Annotated in this window: 20 protein-coding genes and 1 tRNA gene; 17 read left to right on the top strand and 4 right to left on the bottom strand. The window is 59.9% G+C overall.

The annotated features are described in order from the left end of the window. Nucleotides 1-98: 98 nt before the first annotated feature. Both proB and LIY45_RS26340 read left to right on the top strand, forming a co-directional pair. Nucleotides 99-1,217, top strand: a complete 1,119-nt coding sequence (gene proB, locus LIY45_RS26345) for a glutamate 5-kinase (protein WP_017477809.1) — start codon at nt 99-101, stop codon at nt 1,215-1,217. Between the two features lie 17 nt (nt 1,218-1,234). After that, a complete protein-coding gene (locus tag LIY45_RS26340) occupies nt 1,235-1,699 on the top strand; it encodes a CreA family protein (RefSeq protein WP_063027020.1) in 465 nt (154 codons plus the stop codon). 99 nt (nt 1,700-1,798) lie between these two features. Here LIY45_RS26340 and rpsT read toward each other — a convergent pair whose 3' ends face one another. Beyond that, nucleotides 1,799-2,077 carry a 30S ribosomal protein S20 gene (gene rpsT / locus LIY45_RS26335; RefSeq protein ID WP_003215870.1) on the bottom strand — a complete coding sequence of 93 codons (279 nt, stop codon included), beginning with the start codon at nt 2,075-2,077 and terminating at the stop codon, nt 1,799-1,801. Between the two features lie 254 nt (nt 2,078-2,331). Between rpsT and murJ the strand changes: the two genes are divergently transcribed. From murJ to ispH, 6 genes are all read left to right on the top strand, one after another. Beyond that, nucleotides 2,332-3,870, top strand: a complete 1,539-nt coding sequence (gene murJ / locus LIY45_RS26330; RefSeq protein ID WP_063027022.1) for a murein biosynthesis integral membrane protein MurJ — start codon at nt 2,332-2,334, stop codon at nt 3,868-3,870. 118 nt (nt 3,871-3,988) lie between these two features. Next, nucleotides 3,989-4,927: a bifunctional riboflavin kinase/FAD synthetase gene (gene ribF / locus LIY45_RS26325; protein ID WP_076014011.1), complete on the top strand. Its 939-nt coding sequence runs from the start codon at nt 3,989-3,991 to the stop codon at nt 4,925-4,927. A gap of 13 nt (nt 4,928-4,940) precedes the next feature. Beyond that, nucleotides 4,941-7,772: an isoleucine--tRNA ligase gene (gene ileS / locus LIY45_RS26320; RefSeq protein WP_226478119.1), complete on the top strand. Its 2,832-nt coding sequence runs from the start codon at nt 4,941-4,943 to the stop codon at nt 7,770-7,772. Next, entirely contained in the window at nt 7,765-8,274 is a 510-nt protein-coding gene (gene lspA / locus LIY45_RS26315; RefSeq protein WP_003215877.1) for a signal peptidase II, read from the top strand. Before ileS ends, lspA begins: the two co-directional genes overlap by 8 nt. 7 nt (nt 8,275-8,281) lie before the next feature. Continuing rightward, on the top strand, nt 8,282-8,719 hold the full coding sequence (fkpB, locus tag LIY45_RS26310) for an FKBP-type peptidyl-prolyl cis-trans isomerase (RefSeq protein WP_003215879.1): 438 nt from the start codon (nt 8,282-8,284) through the stop codon (nt 8,717-8,719). 204 nt (nt 8,720-8,923) lie between these two features. Further along, a complete protein-coding gene (gene ispH, locus LIY45_RS26305) occupies nt 8,924-9,871 on the top strand; it encodes a 4-hydroxy-3-methylbut-2-enyl diphosphate reductase (protein ID WP_048724209.1) in 948 nt (315 codons plus the stop codon). Here the strand turns inward: ispH and LIY45_RS26300 are convergent. Beyond that, a complete protein-coding gene (locus LIY45_RS26300; RefSeq protein WP_093204935.1) occupies nt 9,825-10,406 on the bottom strand; it encodes a GspH/FimT family pseudopilin in 582 nt (193 codons plus the stop codon). The two genes, ispH and LIY45_RS26300, sit on opposite strands and share 47 nt — an antisense overlap. 220 nt (nt 10,407-10,626) lie before the next feature. Here LIY45_RS26300 and pilV point away from each other — a divergent pair, with 220 nt between their 5' ends. The 5 genes from pilV to thiO all read left to right on the top strand — a co-directional run bounded on the left by pilV (nt 10,627) and on the right by thiO (nt 13,928). Further along, nucleotides 10,627-11,103 carry a type IV pilus modification protein PilV gene (gene pilV, locus LIY45_RS26295; RefSeq protein ID WP_226478118.1) on the top strand — a complete coding sequence of 159 codons (477 nt, stop codon included), beginning with the start codon at nt 10,627-10,629 and terminating at the stop codon, nt 11,101-11,103. Beyond that, complete coding sequence (locus LIY45_RS26290) at nt 11,100-11,807, top strand: prepilin-type N-terminal cleavage/methylation domain-containing protein (RefSeq protein WP_226478117.1); 708 nt, start codon at nt 11,100-11,102, stop codon at nt 11,805-11,807. Before pilV ends, LIY45_RS26290 begins: the two co-directional genes overlap by 4 nt. Before the next feature lie 7 nt (nt 11,808-11,814). Further along, nucleotides 11,815-12,342, top strand: a complete 528-nt coding sequence (locus LIY45_RS26285; protein WP_226478116.1) for a PilX N-terminal domain-containing pilus assembly protein — start codon at nt 11,815-11,817, stop codon at nt 12,340-12,342. 12 nt (nt 12,343-12,354) lie between these two features. After that, the gene (locus LIY45_RS26280; protein ID WP_226478115.1) at nt 12,355-12,756 is read left to right on the top strand and encodes a type IV pilin protein; all 402 of its coding nucleotides are present in this window, start codon (nt 12,355-12,357) and stop codon (nt 12,754-12,756) included. Nucleotides 12,757-12,818: 62 nt separating this feature from the next. After that, complete coding sequence (gene thiO / locus LIY45_RS26275; RefSeq protein ID WP_226478114.1) at nt 12,819-13,928, top strand: glycine oxidase ThiO; 1,110 nt, start codon at nt 12,819-12,821, stop codon at nt 13,926-13,928. Here the strand turns inward: thiO and LIY45_RS26270 are convergent. Beyond that, on the bottom strand, nt 13,915-14,148 hold the full coding sequence (locus tag LIY45_RS26270; protein WP_026078011.1) for a PP0621 family protein: 234 nt from the start codon (nt 14,146-14,148) through the stop codon (nt 13,915-13,917). The two genes, thiO and LIY45_RS26270, sit on opposite strands and share 14 nt — an antisense overlap. A 124-nt stretch (nt 14,149-14,272) precedes the next feature. Beyond that, a complete protein-coding gene (locus tag LIY45_RS26265; protein ID WP_226478113.1) occupies nt 14,273-15,298 on the bottom strand; it encodes an outer membrane protein assembly factor BamD in 1,026 nt (341 codons plus the stop codon). Nucleotides 15,299-15,447: 149 nt separating this feature from the next. On the opposite strand from LIY45_RS26265, the gene rluD reads away from it, so the two are divergent. From rluD to LIY45_RS26245, 4 genes are all read left to right on the top strand, one after another. Further along, nucleotides 15,448-16,410 carry a 23S rRNA pseudouridine(1911/1915/1917) synthase RluD gene (gene rluD, locus LIY45_RS26260; protein WP_003215899.1) on the top strand — a complete coding sequence of 321 codons (963 nt, stop codon included), beginning with the start codon at nt 15,448-15,450 and terminating at the stop codon, nt 16,408-16,410. After that, the gene (gene pgeF / locus LIY45_RS26255) at nt 16,407-17,132 is read left to right on the top strand and encodes a peptidoglycan editing factor PgeF (RefSeq protein ID WP_226478112.1); all 726 of its coding nucleotides are present in this window, start codon (nt 16,407-16,409) and stop codon (nt 17,130-17,132) included. Before rluD ends, pgeF begins: the two co-directional genes overlap by 4 nt. Before the next feature lie 135 nt (nt 17,133-17,267). Then, a complete protein-coding gene (clpB, locus tag LIY45_RS26250) occupies nt 17,268-19,832 on the top strand; it encodes an ATP-dependent chaperone ClpB (RefSeq protein ID WP_017477793.1) in 2,565 nt (854 codons plus the stop codon). Nucleotides 19,833-20,132: 300 nt separating this feature from the next. Next, nucleotides 20,133-20,208, top strand: a tRNA-Asn gene (locus LIY45_RS26245). The last annotated feature ends 8 nt before the right edge of the window (nt 20,209-20,216 follow it).

Below are 20,216 nucleotides of genomic sequence, written 5' to 3'. Positions count from 1 at the left end.
CTCAATCGAGCGGCGTTTTGGTATCTGGAAATCGGTAGTCACGAATAACGTTATGGGCGGCGCTGGGTCGCGCGGCCCTCTATCTAAGGTTGAAGATGATGCGGAGCAAGGTGACAGGTGCGCAGCGTTGGGTCGTTAAGATCGGTAGCGCGCTGCTGACGGCGGATGGCAAAGGGCTGGATCGTGCGGCCATGAGCGTCTGGGTGGACCAGATGGTGGCCTTGCATGAGGCTGGCGTCGAGTTGGTGCTGGTGTCGTCCGGGGCGGTTGCCGCCGGTATGAGTCGCCTTGGCTGGACCGCGCGACCCAGCGCGATGCACGAGCTGCAAGCCGCTGCCGCCATTGGTCAGATGGGCCTGGTGCAGGCTTGGGAGTCCAGCTTTGCCGAGCACGGTCGCCACACGGCGCAGATTCTGCTGACCCATGACGACTTGTCCGACCGCAAGCGCTACCTGAACGCCCGTAGCACCCTGCGTGCCCTGGTGGAACTCAAGGTAATCCCGGTGATCAATGAGAACGACACCGTGGTGACTGACGAGATTCGCTTTGGCGACAACGACACCCTGGCAGCCCTGGTGGCTAACCTGGTTGAGGCGGACTTGCTGGTGATTCTCACGGATCGCGACGGCATGTTCGACGCTGATCCGCGCAATAACCCTGAGGCGCAGCTGATTTACGAGGCGCGTGCCGATGATCCGGCGCTGGATGCGGTGGCTGGCAGTGTCGGTGGTGCGCTGGGGCGTGGTGGTATGCAGACCAAGCTGCGTGCGGCACGGCTGGCGGCGCGTTCCGGCGCGCATACCATCATCGTTGGCGGTCGGATTGAGCGGGTGCTGGATCGTCTCAAGGCGGGAGAGCGCATCGGTACGCTGCTGTCGCCTGAGCGCGGCATGTTGGCGGCGCGCAAGCAGTGGCTGGCGGGGCATCTTCAGACGCGCGGTACCCTGGTGTTGGATGCTGGTGCGGTTTCAGCGTTGTCCCAAGGCAACAAAAGCTTGCTGCCGGTGGGTGTAAAACTGGTCCAGGGCAGCTTCCGCCGTGGCGAAATGGTGGTGTGTGTGGCGCCGGATGGTCGTGAGATTGCCCGTGGCCTTGCCAACTACAGTGCCCTTGAGGCGCAGAAAATCATCGGGCAATCGTCTGATGCGATTGTCGGTCTGTTGGGTTACATGGCTGAGCCGGAGCTGGTTCACCGGGATAACCTGATTCTGGTTTAAGCAAAAAGGAATTCTCGATGCGCGTGATGAAGGGGTTGCTCGGTTTACTGCTGGCGATGCCGTTGCTGGCATCGGCCGAAGAGATTGGCCAGGTGTCGACGGTGTTCAAGTTTGTCGGCCCCAATGACCGGATTGTGGTCGAGGCCTTTGATGATCCGAAGGTGGATGGCGTGACCTGCTACCTGTCCCGTGCCAAGACGGGTGGGGTGAAAGGTGGTCTGGGGTTGGCTGAGGATCGCGCTGAGGCGTCGATTGCCTGTCGTCAGGTGGGCGCAATTCACTTCAAGGGTGAGCTGAAGGATGGGGATGAGGTGTTCAAGGAGCGCACGTCCCTGGTGTTCAAGACCATGCAGGTGGTGCGTTTCCTCGACAAGAAGCGCAATACCCTGGTGTATCTGGTCTACAGCGACCGCCTGATCGAAGGCAGCCCGCAGAATGCGGTGACGGCGATTCCGATCTTGCCTTGGCCTACAGCGCAATAAATCTGAAGTAGAGCCGGCATGCCGGCTCTTTTTTGGCTTTCCCAAATCGCAGGCAATAAAAAACCGACCCTGGGGTCGGTTTTTTAACAAGCTTATCGCTTAGGCTGCAGCAGCAAGGTTCAGAGCCTTGATGTGGCCATTCAGACGACCTTTATGGCGAGCAGCTTTGTTCTTGTGGATGATGCCTTTATCGGCCATACGGTCGATAACTGGCACAGCCAGAACGTAAGCAGCTTGAGCTTTTTCAGCGTCTTTTGCGTCAATGGCTTTAACTACATTCTTGATGTAGGTACGAACCATGGAACGCAGGCTGGCGTTGTGGCTGCGACGCTTCTCAGCCTGTTTTGCACGTTTTTTGGCGGAAGGTGTGTTGGCCACCGTCGAGCTCCTCGAAAGACTTTTTAGGAAATAGCAAACAAAATAGGCCGCGAATCATGCCGATGAGTTGAAGTCTTGTCAAGGGCGTGTGATGCGAACTGCTGAGTGGTCGATCTTAAGAGGCGGGTGATTTATTTCCGGCGCTTGACCTGTAAACTCGCGAGCTTTGGCTCTGTGCTTGTTGCAGGCGCGGAGTATCGCATATGTGGGCCGTTTGTTCGCCTGCTCTTTATCTATAGGCAAAAACTCTTTCAATGAACCTGCTCAAATCGTTGGCCGCTGTCAGCTCTATCACCATGATTTCCCGGGTTCTGGGGTTTGTGCGTGATACGCTGCTGGCACGCATTTTTGGCGCCAGCATGGCCACGGATGCCTTCTTTATTGCCTTTAAGCTGCCCAACCTGCTGCGGCGGATCTTCGCCGAGGGGGCTTTTTCCCAGGCCTTCGTGCCGATTCTGGCGGAGTACAAGGCCCAGCAAGGCGAGGAGGCGACCCGCACCTTTATTGCCTATGTCTCGGGTTTACTGACCTTGGTGCTGACGCTGGTGACGATCGCCGGCATGCTCGCCGCGCCCTGGGTGATCTGGGCCACGGCCCCCGGTTTTGCCAATACACCGGAAAAATTCGCCCTGACCACTGATCTGTTGCGGGTGACCTTTCCTTATATATTGCTGATTTCCCTGTCGTCCCTGGCCGGAGCGATCCTCAATACCTGGAACCGTTTCTCGGTGCCGGCCTTCGTGCCGACCCTGCTTAACGTCAGCATGATTATTTTCGCGCTGTTCCTGACGCCGTATTTCGATCCGCCCGTGATGGCCCTGGGCTGGGCGGTCCTGGCCGGTGGCCTGGCGCAACTGCTGTACCAGCTGCCGCACCTGAAGAAGATCGGCATGCTCGTGCTGCCGCGCCTGAACCTTAAAGACACCGGCGTCTGGCGGGTGATGCGCAACATGCTGCCGGCAATCCTGGGGGTTTCCGTCAGCCAGATCTCGCTGATCATCAATACCGCCTTTGCCTCGTTGCTGGTCTCGGGCTCCGTATCGTGGATGTACTACGCCGACCGTCTGATGGAACTGCCGTCCGGCGTATTGGGCGTGGCGCTCGGCACCATCCTGCTGCCAACGCTGTCCCGCACCTATGCCAGCAAAGACCGCCACGAGTACTCGCGAATTCTCGACTGGGGCCTGCGCCTGTGCTTCGTGCTGGTGCTGCCGTGCGCCGTGGCCCTGGGTTTGCTCGCCGAGCCGCTGACGGTTGCGCTGTTCCAGTATGGCCAGTTCACCGCGTTTGACGCCTCAATGACGCAGCGTGCGCTGATCGCCTATTCCGTCGGCCTGCTGGGCATTATCGTGATCAAGGTGCTGGCCCCCGGCTTTTATGCTCAACAAAACATTCGTACGCCGGTAAAGATCGCGATCTTTACCCTGGTGGTTACACAGCTGCTCAACCTGGCGTTTATCGGTCCGCTGAAGCACGCGGGGCTGGCGTTGGCAATCAGTGTGGGTGCCTGCATCAATGCCGGGCTGCTGTTTTATCAGCTGCGCAAACAGAAAATGTTCCAGCCTCAGGCGGGCTGGGGCTCGTTTGGGCTCAAGTTGGTGGTGGCGGTGGGTACGATGGCTGCGGTGCTACTGGGGCTGATGCACTTCATGCCCGCCTGGGATCAAGGCCATATGCTGGAGCGGTTCATGCGCCTCGGTGCATTGGTGGTCGCTGGTGTGGTGGTGTACTTCGGCATGTTGCTGCTGATGGGCTTCCGTTTACGGGATTTCAATCGCAAGTCGCTGAGCTAGAGACTTTTCGTCGATAAGGCGGTTGTTTTATCGATTCGCGCAAATGGCCTGCGCTGTTGCCTGTCGTCCGGGGCCGGGTGTGGTTATAATCGACCACTTTATGAGCAAGAAGCGCGTTATGCAGCTGGTTCGAGGTCTCCACAACCTGCGCCCCCAGCATCGGGGCTGCGTCGCCACTATTGGCAACTTTGACGGTGTTCACCGTGGCCACCAGGCTATCCTGGCCCGCCTGCGTGAGCGTGCGGTTGAGTTGGGCGTGCCCAGCTGCGTGGTGATTTTTGAACCACAGCCCCGCGAGTTCTTTACCCCGGAGACGGCGCCGGCGCGTCTGGCCCGACTGCGGGACAAGCTGCAACTGCTGGCTGAAGAAGGCGTGGACCGCGTCCTCTGCCTGGCTTTCAACCAGCGCTTGCGCAGCCTCAGCGCCGCCGAGTTTGTCGACCGTATCCTGGTGGACGGCCTGGGCGTGCAGCACCTGGAGGTCGGCGACGACTTCCGATTCGGTTGCGACCGGGTAGGGGATTTCGATTTCCTGCAACAGGCCGGCGTTACCCAGGGTTTTACCGTCGAAGCTGCGCAAACCGTCGAACTGGACGGCCTGCGCGTGAGCAGTACCCAGGTGCGTAACGCCCTGGCCGCTGCCGACTTCGCCTTGGCCGAGCGTTTGCTCGGTCGCCCGTTCCGGATTGCCGGGCGGGTCCTGCATGGCCAGAAGCTGGCGCGCCAACTGGGCACGCCAACCGCCAACGTGCAGCTCAAGCGCCGCCGTGTGCCACTGACCGGGGTTTACCTGGTGAGTGTCGACATCGACGGCCAATCGTGGCCCGGAGTCGCCAACATAGGCGTCAGGCCCACGGTTGCAGGTGATGGCAAAGCCCACCTGGAAGTTCACCTTTTGGATTTTGCCGGTGATTTGTATGACCGGCGTTTGACGGTGGCTTTCCACCAAAAGCTGCGTGAAGAGCAGCGTTTCGCCTCCCTGGAGGCGTTGAAAACGGCGATCAATGCGGATGTCGCCGCCGCCCGTGCACTAGCCGCACCTAGCGCCCATCGCTAATGAAGAGCCTTAAATGACCGACTATAAAGCCACGCTAAACCTTCCGGACACCGCCTTCCCAATGAAGGCCGGCCTGCCACAGCGCGAACCGCAGATCCTGCAGCGCTGGGACAGTATTGGCCTGTACGGAAAGTTGCGCGAGATTGGCAAGGATCGTCCGAAATTCGTCCTGCACGACGGCCCTCCTTATGCCAACGGCACGATTCATATCGGTCATGCGCTGAACAAGATTCTCAAGGACATGATCGTTCGCTCGAAAACCCTATCGGGCTTCGACGCGCCTTATGTGCCGGGCTGGGACTGCCACGGCCTGCCGATCGAACACAAGGTCGAAGTGACCTACGGCAAGAACCTGGGCGCGGACAAAACCCGCGAACTGTGCCGTGCCTACGCCACCGAGCAGATCGAAGGGCAGAAGTCCGAATTCATCCGCCTGGGTGTGTTGGGCGACTGGGCCAACCCGTACAAGACCATGAACTTCAAGAACGAGGCCGGTGAAATCCGCGCCTTGGCGGAAATCGTCAAGGGCGGTTTCGTGTTCAAGGGCCTCAAGCCCGTGAACTGGTGCTTCGATTGCGGCTCGGCCCTGGCTGAAGCAGAAGTCGAGTACGAAGACAAAAAGTCCTCGACCATCGACGTCGCCTTCCCGATCGCCGACGAAGCCAAGCTGGCTGAAGCCTTCGGTCTGGCGAGCCTGGCCAAGCCAGCTTCCATCGTGATCTGGACCACCACTCCGTGGACCATCCCGGCCAACCAGGCGCTGAACGTGCACCCGGAATTCACCTACGCCCTGGTGGACGTCGGTGACAAGCTGCTGGTGCTGGCTGAAGAGCTGGTCGAGTCGTGCCTTGCCCGCTACAACCTGCAAGGCTCGGTGATCGCGACCACCACTGGTTCCGCGCTGGAACTGATCAACTTCCGTCACCCGTTCTACGACCGTCTGTCGCCAATCTACCTGGCCGAGTACGTTGAACTGGGCGCTGGCACCGGCGTGGTTCATTGCTCGCCTGCCTATGGCGTAGACGACTTCGTGATCTGCAAACAGTACGGCCTGGTCAACGACGACATCATCAATCCCGTGCAAAGCAACGGCGTGTACGCGCCGTCCCTGGAATTCTTCGGTGGCCAGTTCATCTTCAAGGCCAACCCGGCGATCATCGACAAGCTGGCGGAAGTCGGTGCGCTGCTGCACACCGAAACCATCACCCACAGCTACATGCACTGCTGGCGTCACAAGACCCCGCTGATCTACCGCGCCACCGCGCAGTGGTTTATCGGCATGGACAAAGAGCCGACCCGCGGCGAAAGCCTGCGCAAGCGTGCGATCAAGGCGATCGAAGACACCAAGTTCGTTCCGGCCTGGGGTCAGGCGCGCCTGCACTCGATGATCGCCAACCGTCCGGACTGGTGCATCTCCCGCCAGCGTAACTGGGGCGTGCCGATCCCGTTCTTCCTGAACAAGGAAAGCGGCGAGCTGCATCCACGTACCGTCGAGCTGATGGAAGTGGTGGCCCAGCGTGTTGAACAAGAAGGCATCGAAGCCTGGTTCAAGCTGGACGCCGCCGAGCTGCTGGGCGACGAAGCGCCGCTGTACGACAAGATCAGCGACACCCTCGACGTGTGGTTCGACTCCGGTACCACTCACTGGCACGTATTGCGCGGTTCGCACCCGATGGGCCACGAGACCGGCCCGCGTGCCGATCTGTACCTGGAAGGTTCCGACCAGCACCGTGGCTGGTTCCACTCCTCGTTGCTGACCGGCTGCGCGATCGACGATCACGCCCCGTACCGCGAGTTGCTGACCCACGGTTTCACCGTCGACGAGAACGGTCGCAAGATGTCCAAGTCCCTGGGCAACGTGATCGCGCCGCAAAAGGTCAACGACACCCTGGGCGCCGACATCATGCGCCTGTGGGTTGCCTCTACCGATTATTCGGGCGAGATGGCCGTGTCCGAGCAGATTCTGCAGCGCAGCGCCGATGCCTATCGCCGGATCCGTAATACCGCACGCTTCATGCTGTCTAACCTGACCGGTTTCAACCCGGCCACCGACATCCTGCCGGCCGAGGAAATGCTCGCCCTGGACCGTTGGGCCGTGGACCGTACCCTGTTGCTGCAGCGCGAGCTGCAAGAGCACTACGGCGAATACCGCTTCTGGAACGTTTACTCGAAGATCCACAACTTCTGCGTGCAGGAACTGGGTGGTTTCTACCTCGACATCATCAAGGACCGCCAGTACACCACGGGTGCCAACAGCAAGGCTCGCCGTTCGGCGCAAACCGCGCTGTACCACATCTCTGAAGCGCTGGTGCGCTGGATCGCGCCGATCCTGGCGTTCACCGCCGATGAACTGTGGGAATACCTGCCGGGCGAGCGTAACGAGTCCGTGATGCTCAACACCTGGTACGAAGGCCTGACCGAACTGCCGGCCGACTTCGAACTGGGCCGCGAGTACTGGGAAGGCGTGATGGCCGTCAAGGTTGCCGTGAACAAGGAACTGGAAGTGCAGCGCGCGGCGAAGGCCGTTGGCGGCAACCTGCAGGCCGAAGTCACGCTGTTTGCCGAGGAAGGCTTGACCGCCGACTTGGCCAAGCTGAGCAACGAACTGCGCTTTGTCTTGATTACTTCCACCGCCAGCCTGGCACCGTTTACTCAGGCTCCGGCAGACGCCGTGGCGACTGAAGTCCCGGGCCTCAAGCTTAAAGTGGTCAAGTCGTCCTTCGCCAAGTGCGCCCGTTGCTGGCACTGCCGTGAAGATGTCGGCGTGAACCCTGAGCATCCGGAAATCTGCGGTCGTTGCGTCGACAACATCTCTGGCGCTGGCGAGGTTCGTCACTATGCCTGAAGCCAGTCGTTTTGGACGCCTGGGCTTGCTCGTGTTGAGCGTGCTGGTGCTGGTCATTGACCAGCTCAGCAAGGCTCACTTCGAAGGCGCCCTGGAGATGTACCAGCAGATCGTGGTGATTCCTGACTACTTCAGCTGGACCCTGGCCTACAACACCGGCGCTGCGTTCAGCTTCCTGGCTGACAGCTCCGGCTGGCAGCGCTGGCTGTTTGCCCTGATCGCCGTGGTGGTCAGTGCCGTGCTGGTGGTCTGGCTCAAGCGCCTGGGGCGCAACGACACTTGGCTGGCCGTCGCTTTGGCGCTGGTGCTGGGTGGCGCATTGGGCAACTTGTACGACCGTATTGCGCTGGGCCATGTGATCGACTTTATTCTGGTGCATTGGCAGAACCGCTGGTACTTCCCGGCGTTCAACTTTGCCGACAGCGCCATCACCGTCGGTGCAATCATGCTGGCGTTGGATATGTTCAAAAGTAAGAAAACCGGAGAGACCGTTCATGACTGAACAGGTATTGGCTGAGCAACGCATCGGCCAGAACACGGAAGTCACTTTGCATTTCGCATTGCGCCTGGAGAATGGCGACACGGTCGACAGCACCTTCGACAAGGCCCCGGCGACCTTCAAGGTCGGCGACGGCAACCTGCTGCCGGGTTTCGAAGCGGCCCTGTTCGGTTTCAAGGCCGGCGACAAGCGCAACCTGCAGATCCTGCCGGAAAACGCCTTTGGCCAGCCCAACCCGCAAAACGTGCAGATCATCCCGCGTTCGCAGTTCCAGGACATGGAGCTGTCGGAAGGCTTGCTGGTGATCTTCAACGATGCGGCGAATACCGAACTGCCGGGTGTGGTGAAGGCCTTTGATGACGCGCAAGTGACCATCGATTTCAACCACCCGTTGGCCGGGAAAACCTTGACCTTTGATGTCGAAATCATCGACGTTAAAGCGCTGTAACTAACGAAATCGGCCTACTGTAGGCGCGAGCTTGTTGTGGCGAGGGAGCTTGCTCCCGTTGGAGTGCGTAGCACTCCCAAACTGTTCATCGAGATACACCTGATGTGTCTCGATTGCCCAGGTTGGGGCTGCTTCGCAGCCCAGCGGGAGCAAGCTCCCTCGCCACACAAGTTCCCTCCTACAGGGCAAGACACGAGGCACAGCATGCAAATCAAACTCGCCAACCCCCGTGGCTTCTGCGCCGGCGTGGACCGGGCGATTGAAATCGTCAACCGCGCCCTGGAAGTCTTCGGTCCGCCGATTTACGTGCGCCATGAAGTCGTCCACAACAAGTTCGTGGTCGAAGACCTGCGCAGTCGCGGTGCCATCTTCGTTGAAGAGCTGGACCAGGTGCCGGACGACGTTATCGTCATTTTCAGCGCCCACGGTGTTTCTCAGGCTGTACGCACCGAAGCTGCTGGCCGTGGCCTGAAGGTATTCGATGCTACCTGCCCGCTGGTGACCAAGGTGCATATCGAGGTCGCGCGCTACAGCCGTGATGGTCGTGAATGCATCCTGATCGGCCACGCCGGTCACCCGGAAGTCGAAGGCACCATGGGCCAGTACGACGCCAGCAATGGCGGCGCGATCTACCTGGTGGAAGACGAAAAAGACGTCGCCGCGTTGCAGGTGCACAACCCTGAGAAGCTGGCCTTCGTTACCCAGACCACCCTGTCGATGGATGACACCAGCCGTGTCATCGATGCGTTGCGTACGCGCTTCCCCGCGATTGGCGGGCCGCGCAAGGACGACATCTGCTACGCCACGCAAAACCGCCAGGATGCGGTCAAGCAATTGGCCGACGAATGCGACGTGGTGCTGGTGGTGGGCAGCCCAAACAGCTCCAACTCCAACCGTCTGCGGGAACTGGCCGAGCGCATGGCCACCCCGGCTTACCTGATCGATGGTGCCGAAGACATGCAGCGCAGCTGGTTCGATGGCGTCGAGCGCATCGGCATCACGGCAGGTGCCTCGGCCCCGGAAGTGCTGGTGCGTGGCGTTATTCAGCAACTGCAGGCCTGGGGCGCCACGGGCGCTGATGAACTGGCGGGCCGTGAAGAAAACATCACTTTCTCCATGCCCAAGGAGCTGCGGGTTCGTTCGCTGCTCTGAGTCCCAAGGTGCCAGCGTATCCCCGGCACAGCGCCTGCTCGGTTTTGTTACTGCGCAGGCTGATGCGCCCGCTGGCCGCCAGCACTATTTGATACAGGCTCAGTTGCTGGTCCGTCGCACACACGTGAACGGTGCCGGCGCTGAAAGCCCCTGCGGAGAGCAATGGTTCACCCAGGCCGCTGAAGCGTATCTGGGTTCTCACCGGCGTATTTCCCACAATCGGTATCTGGCCATTGTCCTGGCGCTCCAGCAGCACCGGGTTCTGATCGTCCAGATGGCCGCGACCGTTCAGGTCCAGTATTACCCTCCATCCCCGGCTCCAGTCATCATCCAGCGCATGGATAACCACCGTGCGATTGCGCGCGATGGCTTCCGTGCGGGCGTAACGCACCCCTCCGGCGAGGGATTCGGCGGCGTTCTGTCGTCGTTGCGACTCAAGCAACCCCTTGAGGCTCGGCACTGCCAGATTGGCCAGGATACCGCTCAGGAACAGGCCCAGAATTAGCTCAATCAGCGAGAAACCTCGTTGTTTCATATGCCGTCCCTCCGTGGACGCGGTGTGCTTTTTTCAGTCAGTGCCGGATGGCAGACATAGTTATAGCGCCCAGGCCGGGGCGTTGAATGATGGCCATTCTGTCCAAAGTATTTCCCATTGTTCCGGGGTGCAGCGCTCAGGCGAGACCGGCGCTAGTCTTGCCTCGCACCGCAGATTTTCCGCTGCCTTTTGATGGCCTTCGACACGGATGACGATGGTAATGAACGTTTGCTCCGTAACACCTCGCCCCCAACCGACCCAGGCCGGGATGACCCTGATCGAGGTCCTGGTATCCGTGCTGATCCTCGCCGTCGGCCTGCTGGGGGCTGCGGTGATTCAGCTCAATGCGCTGAAATACACCGACAGTTCCAGGATGACCAGCCAGGCCAGTTTCATCGCGTACGACATGCTCGACCGGATCCGCGCCAACTCGGGCGTTGATTACTCCTGGGAGCAGAGCGAGCGTGCGCCTTCCAGTACTTCGGTCGCGAGTGTCCGCGATCTGGACCTGCACGATTTTGAAGCCAACATCGCAGGGTTTGCAGGGGAGAGCGCCAAGGGTTCGGTTGTGGTCAATCAGCGAGAAGTGACCATCAGTATCAGTTGGGACGACTCCCGTGGAGCCAAGGCTCAAGGCGCCCGGGAGACGTTCACCCTGACCAGCCGAATCGCCGTCGACCCGAGGGGGTTGCCATGACCGGCGTTGCTCGAGGTTTCAGCCTGGTGGAGTTGCTGCTTGCATTGGCCCTCGGCCTGCTGTTGATCATGGGGGTGACCCAGATCGCGCTCAGCTCCCGAAGCACTCATGCCAGCCAGCGTGCGGCCTCGTTGTTGCAGGATGATGCACGGTTTGTCCTGGGCAAACTGATTCAGGAAATACGCCAGGCAGGCATGTTTGGTTGCCTGTCCACCGCATCAATCAGCAACGCTCCCGCTGGGTTCGACCGCCCCATTGGCTGGAGTGCCACCGGCAACTCCCGGTCCCTGACGCTGGTGACCGCTGACATCGGAGAGGGCGGCAGCAAACCTGACTGGACGGTGCTTTCCGATTGCACCGGTTTTGCCCAGGCCTATGGGGGAAGCCCGCCGGCAGCGGCACCCGGGCAGCTCCGCTTTCCATTGCGCAAGCTGACTTACACCTTTGAAGGCGGGCAATTGAAGCTCAGCACACTGGCAGCCCCGAGCAAGGCGGTACTGGTGGATAACGTGGGTGCTTTCGATATCAGTTTCGGGGTGGCCGGGAAGGCGGGGTCAACGGTTGTCAGCCGATACGACCCTAGCCCCGGTGACGAGTCGCTTATACGCAGTGTGCGGGTTCTGCTGACGCTTCAGGACCCAAATGGGCTCGTGAAAGACCAGACCTACAGCGTTGTTGCAGCGCTACGTAATCGTCTGAAGTAGCTCGCCCATGGGTTATTACCGCTCTCGTTCGAGGCAGGCAGGCATGGTTTTGCTGATCAGCCTGGTATTCCTGCTGTTGTTGGCACTCCTCGGATTGTCTTCGATGCAGGGGGCCATCTCGCAAGAAAAAATGACCGGCAGCGTTCGACAGCGCAACCAGTCGTTTCAGCTGGCCGAAAGCGGCCTCAGGCTTGGAGAGTCTGTGGTGCAGGCGCCTGGTTTTGCCCTGCGTCCTTGCCACTCGACTGCTGCGTGTGCGCCACCTCCCGAGTCGGTTTCGGTAGTGGGACCAGGGACGAACCCTGTGTCGGCTGTCACTTGGGTGGGGATGAAAGATGGCGTTTACGGTATTCAAAACCTGGGGCCGGGGATGGGCTTGGCTCATCTCCCGGCAGAGACCCAGGCCACCCTTTATCGAGTGACGTCGGTGGGACTCAGTGGTCATTCGCGATCCGTCCTGGAGACGGTGTATGCGCGCGTGGGCAGCGGCGCCGATGAGCGTTTTCGAAGAATCATGTGGCGACAACTTCAATAGGTGAGCGGCACGATGAGCAAGGATTGCACTGGTTTCACCCTGATCGAATTATTGATCGCCGTGGCGATCATCGGCCTTCTGGTCAGCGTCGCCTATCCCGGCTATACGAGCCATATGAAAAAGGTCTATCGCGCCGAAATTGCCGGGTTGCTGACCGAGCAAGCTCAGCACCTGGAGCGTTATTACGCGAGGAACGGCACTTTTATTGATGCGACTGGCGTCATCGCCGGCAATGATCGCTATAGAATCACCCCTGCATTGAACCCTCAGGATTTCGTTCTGCTTGCCACGCCCCCAGTTGACTCGGTGATGGCGGGCGATCCCTGTGCAGCCTTCAGCCTGACCAGTGCCGGTGCGCGAAGCAATCCGGGAGCCGCGCCTGACATGACGCGCAAGGCGTGCTGGGGGCAATGATGAGGAAGCTGGATGATTGGGCGCCGGGCGTGCCTTTTTCTTTTTATCGGCTGGATCGAACAATGGCTAAGCAACAGCAAGTAGTGGTTGTGGGTGGTGGGGTAATTGGCTTGTTGACGGCGTTCAACCTGGCGTCCCAGGGGCAGGCGGTTGTGCTGCTGGATCGCTCCGCGGTCGGGCAGGAGTCTTCCTGGGCTGGCGGCGGTATTGTTTCCCCGCTGTACCCATGGCGCTATAGCCCGGCGGTGACGGCCCTGGCGCACTGGTCCCAGGATTTTTACCCGCAACTGGCAGCGCGTCTGTTCGCGGCTACTGGCGTTGACCCGGAAGTCCACACCACCGGCCTGTATTGGCTGGACCTGGACGATGAGGCGCAGGCGCTTGCCTGGGCAGCCCGCGAAGGGCGCCCGCTGAGCAAGGTGGATGTTTGCGCTGCCCATGACGCGGTGCCGGTGCTGGGTGCCGGGTTTTCACAGGCGATCTATATGGCGGATGTGGCCAATGTGCGTAATCCGCGTTTGGTCAAATCCCTCAAGGCAGCCTTGTTGGCCCTGCCGGCCGTGACGATTCACGAGCAGTGCGCGGTTGACGGGTTTATTCAAGAGGGTGGCAAGGTTGTCGGGGTGACTACGGCGCTCGGGCCGATCCGTGGCGATCAGGTAGTGCTTGCTGCCGGAGCCTGGAGTGGTGAGTTGCTGGGTGGGCTCGGGCTGGTATTGCCCGTGGAGCCGGTCAAAGGACAGATGATCTTGTACAAATGCGCATCGGACTTTTTGTCGTGCATGGTCTTGGCCAAGGGCCGGTATGCGATTCCGCGGCGAGACGGACACATTCTGATCGGTAGCACCCTGGAGCATGAGGGGTTCGACAAGACCCCCACCGATTCCGCCCTGGAAAGCCTGAAAGCCTCTGCCGTCGAGTTGATCCCGGCACTGGCCGATGCCGAGGTGGTGGGGCATTGGGCCGGCTTGCGGCCCGGGTCGCCGGAAGGCATTCCCTATATTGGCAAGGTGCCAGGGTTTGACGGGCTCTGGCTCAACTGCGGGCATTATCGCAACGGCCTGGTGCTGGCGCCGGCGTCCTGCCAATTGTTTGCCGATTTGTTGCTGGGGCGTAAGCCGATTATTGATCCGGCGCCGTACGCGCCAGCAGGCCGGATCAACGCTGGATAGATTTCGGTCCTTGCTCCAGATGCGCCTGGGTGCAATACCATTCCTGGCGCAGGCTCAAGGCTCGATCCTGTGGTAGGTGAAGGCCGCAGTGGGCGCAACGAACCATCTGGATAGGGCCTTGTTCGCTGGGCCGCTGCTGTTTGGCGGCCGGACTTTTGAATTTGCGCCAAAACCATACCGCGGCAGCAATAACGGCGATCCAGAACAGTAGACGAACCATGGTGGGCAGCTTCTCGACAAGGGATTCGGCAGTTTAGCCAAGGACGTGACAGGCGCACAGCGCAATTATGCAGCGCAATAAAAAAGGGAGCTCAAGAGCTCCCTTTTTGCATCGCGCTAAACAATCAGTCAAAGATACCGAAAGTCATGTAGCTGAACCACGAGCGATCTTCGTTGTTGCCCAGGGCTTGAGGCCCTTGCTCTTCGATCACGTCGCCGTTTTCGTCACGAGGCTTGAGGTCCGATGGAATCGAATCCTTGGCGTCCTGGTATTGCTTGATGATGTCCTGGTTGGCGCGGGTTTCGCCCGGCGGCAGCGGTGGACGGGACTCGATCAGGCCCAGGGTGTACTTGCTCAACCACGAACGGTTGTCGGCTTCGGCAACCTGTGGCACGAACTGGCCGTCCTTCAGGCTTGGATGGTCCGGGTAGTTGAGCTTCAGGGTTTCCAGGCTGGTGGCGGCCAGTGCGTCCAGGTGCAGGCGCTGGTAAGCCTCGGTCATCACGGCCAGGCCGTCACCCACCGATGGGGTTTCCTGGAAGTTTTCCACTACGTAGCGGCCACGGTTGGCGGCAGCGACATAAGCCTGACGGGTCAGGTAGTAGTGGGCTACGTGGATCTCGTAGGAAGCCAGCAGGTTGCGCAGGTAGATCATGCGCTGCTTGGCGTCCGGCGCGTAGCGGCTGTTGGGGTAGCGGCTGGTCAGCTGGGCGAACTCGTTGTAGGAGTCGCGGGCAGCGCCCGGGTCACGCTTGGTCATGTCCAGCGGCAGGAAACGCGCCAACAGGCCAACGTCCTGGTCAAACGAGGTCAGGCCCTTGAGGTAGTAGGCGTAGTCGACGTTCGGGTGCTGAGGGTGCAGGCGGATAAAACGCTCGGCGGCGGACTTGGCAGCTTCCGGCTCGGCGTTCTTGTAGTTGGCGTAGATCAGCTCGAGCTGGGCCTGGTCGGCGTAGCGCCCGAACGGATACCGCGACTCCAGTGCCTTCAGCTTTGCCGTGGCGCTGGTGTAGCTGTGGTTGTTCAGGTCGGCCTGAGCTTGTTGGTACAGCTCGACCTCGCTCAGGTTTTCGTCGACGACTTCCTTTGTTGACGAGCAAGCAGCAGTCATGGCGAGGATGGCGATCAGCAGCAGGTGTTTCACTTGCATGGCGGCTTGCGTCCCTATGACGGCCGCTGTCTTGGGCGGGGCCGTCCTGTTATGATGAGCGCCCCTTGGAAAGCCTCGGGGCAAAAGACGCCGTATTTAACCACAAGCGCGCAGCCGAAACCAAAGGCTGTGCCACGCCTAGTCTGAGCATGTCCGATAAAATTGAACTTCGCGCAGAGGTGCCGTCCGAATTGGGCGGCCAACGCCTCGATCAAGTCGCCGCACAATTATTCGCTGAGCACTCGCGCTCGCGCCTTTCCGCCTGGATCAAAGACGGCCGCCTGACTGTAGATGGAGCGGTTATCCGCCCGCGAGACATAGTTCATGGTGGTGCGATTCTTGAGCTGACTGCCGAGCAGGAAGCCCAGGGAGAATGGATCGCCCAGGACATTGAACTGGACATCGTCTATGAAGACGACGACATCCTGGTGATCAATAAACCCGCAGGCCTGGTGGTGCACCCTGCCGCCGGGCACGCTGATGGCACCCTGCTCAACGCCTTGTTGCACCACGTGCCGGACATCATCAATGTCCCACGTTGTGGCATCGTGCACCGTCTGGACAAGGACACCACCGGCCTCATGGTGGTGGCCAAGACCATTCAGGCGCAGACGCAGTTGGTCACACAACTGCAGAGCCGCAGCGTCAGCCGCATCTATGAATGCATCGTGATCGGCGTGGTAACCGCCGGTGGCAAAATCAATGCCCCGATCGGTCGCCACGGCCAGCAGCGCCAGCGCATGGCGGTAATGGAAGGCGGCAAACAAGCGGTCAGCCACTACCGTGTGCTCGAGCGTTTCCGCTCCCACACTCACGTGCGGGTCAAGCTGGAAACCGGCCGTACCCACCAGATTCGGGTGCACATGGCGCACATCAACTTCCCGTTGGTCGGAGATCCGGCCTACGGTGGTCGCTTCCGTATTCCGCCGGCGGCCAGTGCAACCATGGTTGATTCGCTGAAAACCTTCCCGCGCCAGGCGCTGCACGCACGCTTCCTTGAGTTGGATCATCCGACGAGCGGTAAGCGGATGAGCTGGGAGTCGCCACTTCCAGACGATTTTGTCTGGTTGTTGTCGCTGCTCAAGCAGGATCGCGAGGCGTTTATCGGATGAGTGACTGGCTGATTCCTGACTGGCCCGCGCCGGCCGGGGTGAAAGCCTGCGTTACCACCCGTGCGGGCGGCGTCAGTCTGGCGCCGTTCGACAGCCTCAATCTTGGCGATCATGTCGAGGACAGCCTCGAAGCCGTTCTCGAAAATCGTCGTCGCCTCACCGATGCCTTCAATATCCAGCCGGCCTGGTTGCGTCAGGTTCACGGTGTGGTTGTGGTTGAGGCGGATCCTGGCCGAACCGCTGAAGCCGATGGCAGTTGGACCAGCACCCCAGGCATCGCCTGCACATCAATGACGGCTGATTGCCTGCCTGCCTTGTTTTGCAATCGCGCCGGTACCCGCGTCGCGGCTGCCCATGCCGGTTGGCGTGGCCTGGCTGCGGGAGTTCTGGAAGCCGCTTTCGAAAGCCTGGGTGCCGAACCTGGTGAAGTGCTGGTTTGGCTGGGCCCGGCCATCGGCCCGCAAGCCTTTGAAGTGGGCCCGGAAGTGCGTGAAGCCTTTATGCGGCAACTTCCGGAAACGATTGAGGCCTTCGTCCCCAGTCAGAGCCCGGGCAAGTTCATGGCCGACATTTACCAACTGGCCCGCCTGCGCCTTGCCGCCCGCGGCGTCACTGCTGTGTACGGTGGCGGCTTCTGTACCGTGACCGATCCCCGTTTCTATTCCTACCGTCGCAGCCCGCGCACCGGTCGGTTTGCCTCCCTTATCTGGCTGGAACGCTAGACTCTCCTGACCTGCGTCAACTATCCGTAGCTTGAATCTTCCAGAATCCACCCCATCTATAGGGGTATCTGGCAGGTTTCTTCATTCAGGATGTGTTTGTTCATAGCTCCGGCCTGCTCAAAAGGAAGGTGACTAATGCGTATTGATCGTTTAACCAGCAAATTGCAGTTGGCTTTATCTGACGCCCAATCTCTGGCGGTTGGCCTGGACCATTCGGCCATTGAGCCTGCGCACTTGATGCAAGCGCTCCTGGAGCAGCAAGGCGGTTCCATCAAACCCTTGCTGATGCAGGTGGGCTTTGACGTCAATAGCCTGCGCAAGGAGTTGAGCAAAGAGCTCGACCAACTGCCGAAAATCCAAAATCCTACTGGCGACGTGAACATGTCCCAGGATTTGGCGCGCCTGTTGAATCAGGCAGACCGCCTGGCCCAGCAGAAGGGTGACCAGTTCATTTCCAGTGAAGTGGTGCTGCTCGCCGCGATGGACGACAACAGCAAGCTCGGCAAATTGTTGCTGGGCCAGGGCGTGAGCAAAAAAGCCCTGGAAAATGCCATCAACAATCTGCGTGGCGGTGAAGCGGTAAATGACCCTAACCACGAGGAGTCGCGCCAGGCTCTGGACAAATACACCGTCGACCTGACCAAGCGCGCCGAAGAAGGCAAGCTCGATCCGGTGATCGGTCGTGACGATGAGATTCGTCGCACCATCCAGGTTCTGCAGCGTCGCACCAAGAACAACCCGGTGCTCATCGGCGAACCTGGCGTGGGTAAAACCGCGATTGCCGAAGGCCTGGCCCAGCGCATCATTAATGGCGAAGTGCCGGATGGTCTTAAAGGCAAGCGCCTGCTGTCCCTGGACATGGGGTCGCTGATTGCCGGTGCCAAGTTCCGTGGCGAGTTCGAAGAGCGCCTGAAATCCCTGCTCAATGAACTGTCGAAGCAGGAAGGGCAGATCATTCTGTTTATCGACGAACTGCACACCATGGTCGGCGCCGGTAAAGGCGAAGGTTCGATGGATGCGGGCAACATGCTCAAGCCGGCACTGGCCCGAGGTGAGTTGCATTGCGTCGGTGCGACCACGCTGAACGAATACCGGCAGTACATCGAGAAGGATGCGGCCCTTGAGCGTCGCTTCCAGAAAGTACTGGTGGAAGAACCGAGTGAAGAAGACACCATCGCCATCCTGCGGGGCCTGAAAGAGCGTTATGAGGTCCACCATAAAGTCGCGATCACCGATGGCGCGATCATTGCGGCGGCGAAATTGAGCCATCGCTACATCACCGACCGTCAGTTGCCGGACAAGGCCATCGACCTGATCGACGAAGCGGCCAGCCGCATTCGGATGGAGATCGATTCGAAGCCCGAAGTGCTGGACCGTCTGGACCGGCGCCTGATTCAGCTGAAAGTTGAATCCCAGGCCTTGAAGAAAGAAGAGGACGAGCCGGCGAAGAAACGCCTGGAAAAACTCCAGGAAGAAATTGTTCGCCTGGAACGTGAGTATTCGGACCTCGAAGAAATCTGGACCTCGGAAAAGGCCGAAGTGCAGGGTTCTGCGCAGATCCAGCAAAAGATCGAGCAGTCCCGTCAGGAACTGGAAGCCGCGCGCCGTAAAGGCGACCTGAACCGCATGGCCGAGTTGCAGTACGGGGTGATCCCGGACCTGGAGCGCAGCCTGCAGATGGTCGACCAGCACGGCAAGCCTGAGAACCAGTTGCTGCGCAGCAAGGTGACCGAGGAAGAAATCGCCGAAGTCGTCTCGAAATGGACCGGTATTCCTGTGTCGAAAATGCTCGAAGGCGAGCGCGACAAGCTGCTGAAGATGGAAAGCCTGTTGCACCAGCGTGTCATCGGCCAGGACGAGGCGGTGATTGCGGTGTCCAACGCGGTACGGCGTTCACGGGCCGGGTTGTCCGACCCTAACCGTCCGAGCGGCTCGTTTATGTTCCTCGGCCCGACTGGTGTGGGTAAGACTGAGCTGTGCAAGGCCTTGGCCGAGTTCCTCTTTGATACTGAAGAGGCCATGGTGCGGATCGATATGTCCGAGTTCATGGAGAAACATTCCGTGGCTCGCCTGATCGGGGCGCCACCAGGCTATGTAGGCTACGAAGAAGGCGGTTACCTGACCGAGGCGGTGCGGCGTAAGCCTTACTCGGTGATCCTTCTGGACGAGGTCGAGAAGGCCCACCCGGATGTATTCAACGTGTTGCTGCAAGTGCTGGAAGATGGCCGCCTGACGGACAGTCACGGACGTACCGTGGACTTCCGCAATACGGTGATCGTGATGACCTCCAACCTGGGCTCGGTACAGATCCAGGAACTGGTGGGTGATCGTGAAGCCCAGCGCGCAGCCGTGATGGACGCGCTGACCAGCCACTTCCGGCCGGAGTTCATCAACCGGGTCGATGAAGTGGTGATCTTCGAGCCTCTGGCACGGGACCAGATCGCGGGCATCACCGAGATCCAGTTGGGCCGCCTGCGCAGCCGTCTGGCGGAGCGCGAGTTGTCCCTGGACCTGAGCCGCGAGGCGTTGGACAAGCTGATCGCCGTCGGTTACGACCCGGTGTATGGCGCACGGCCGTTGAAGCGTGCGATCCAGCGCTGGATCGAGAACCCGTTGGCACAGCTGATCCTGTCGGGCAGCTTTATGCCGGGCACCAGCGTCGAGGCGACGGTGGAGAACGACGAAATCGTCTTCCACTAAGCTCCAGTGGTACTGCTATAAGAAGAGGCCTCGCATTGCGGGGCCTTTTTTTTCGATAGGGCGTTGAACTGTAAGGCAAAGGCTTGTAAAGTGCGCCCCGCAGCAACGTCAGCCCAACGGTTTCTTCTCCCCAAGGAGAAATCAGAAAGAAGCGCAAATCCTTGTCTTAAAAGCAATTTAAAGGGTTGACAGGGGTTTTTAAGATTGTAGAATAGCGCGCCTCAGAGGCACTAACGTAGCGATACGGAAGCGTCGAAGAGAAGGTAACACGCAACAATGTAACACTTTGAAATATGTAGTTCCGTGATAGCTCAGTCGGTAGAGCAAATGACTGTTAATCATTGGGTCCCAGGTTCGAGTCCTGGTCACGGAGCCAATTTCAAA

The sequence above is a fragment of the Pseudomonas sp. MWU16-30323 genome, from assembly GCF_020515595.1.
GTDB lineage: Bacteria > Pseudomonadota > Gammaproteobacteria > Pseudomonadales > Pseudomonadaceae > Aquipseudomonas > Aquipseudomonas yamanorum.
Note: the sequence above shows the minus strand (reverse complement) of the source record. Positions and strands in the feature narration are given on the sequence as shown.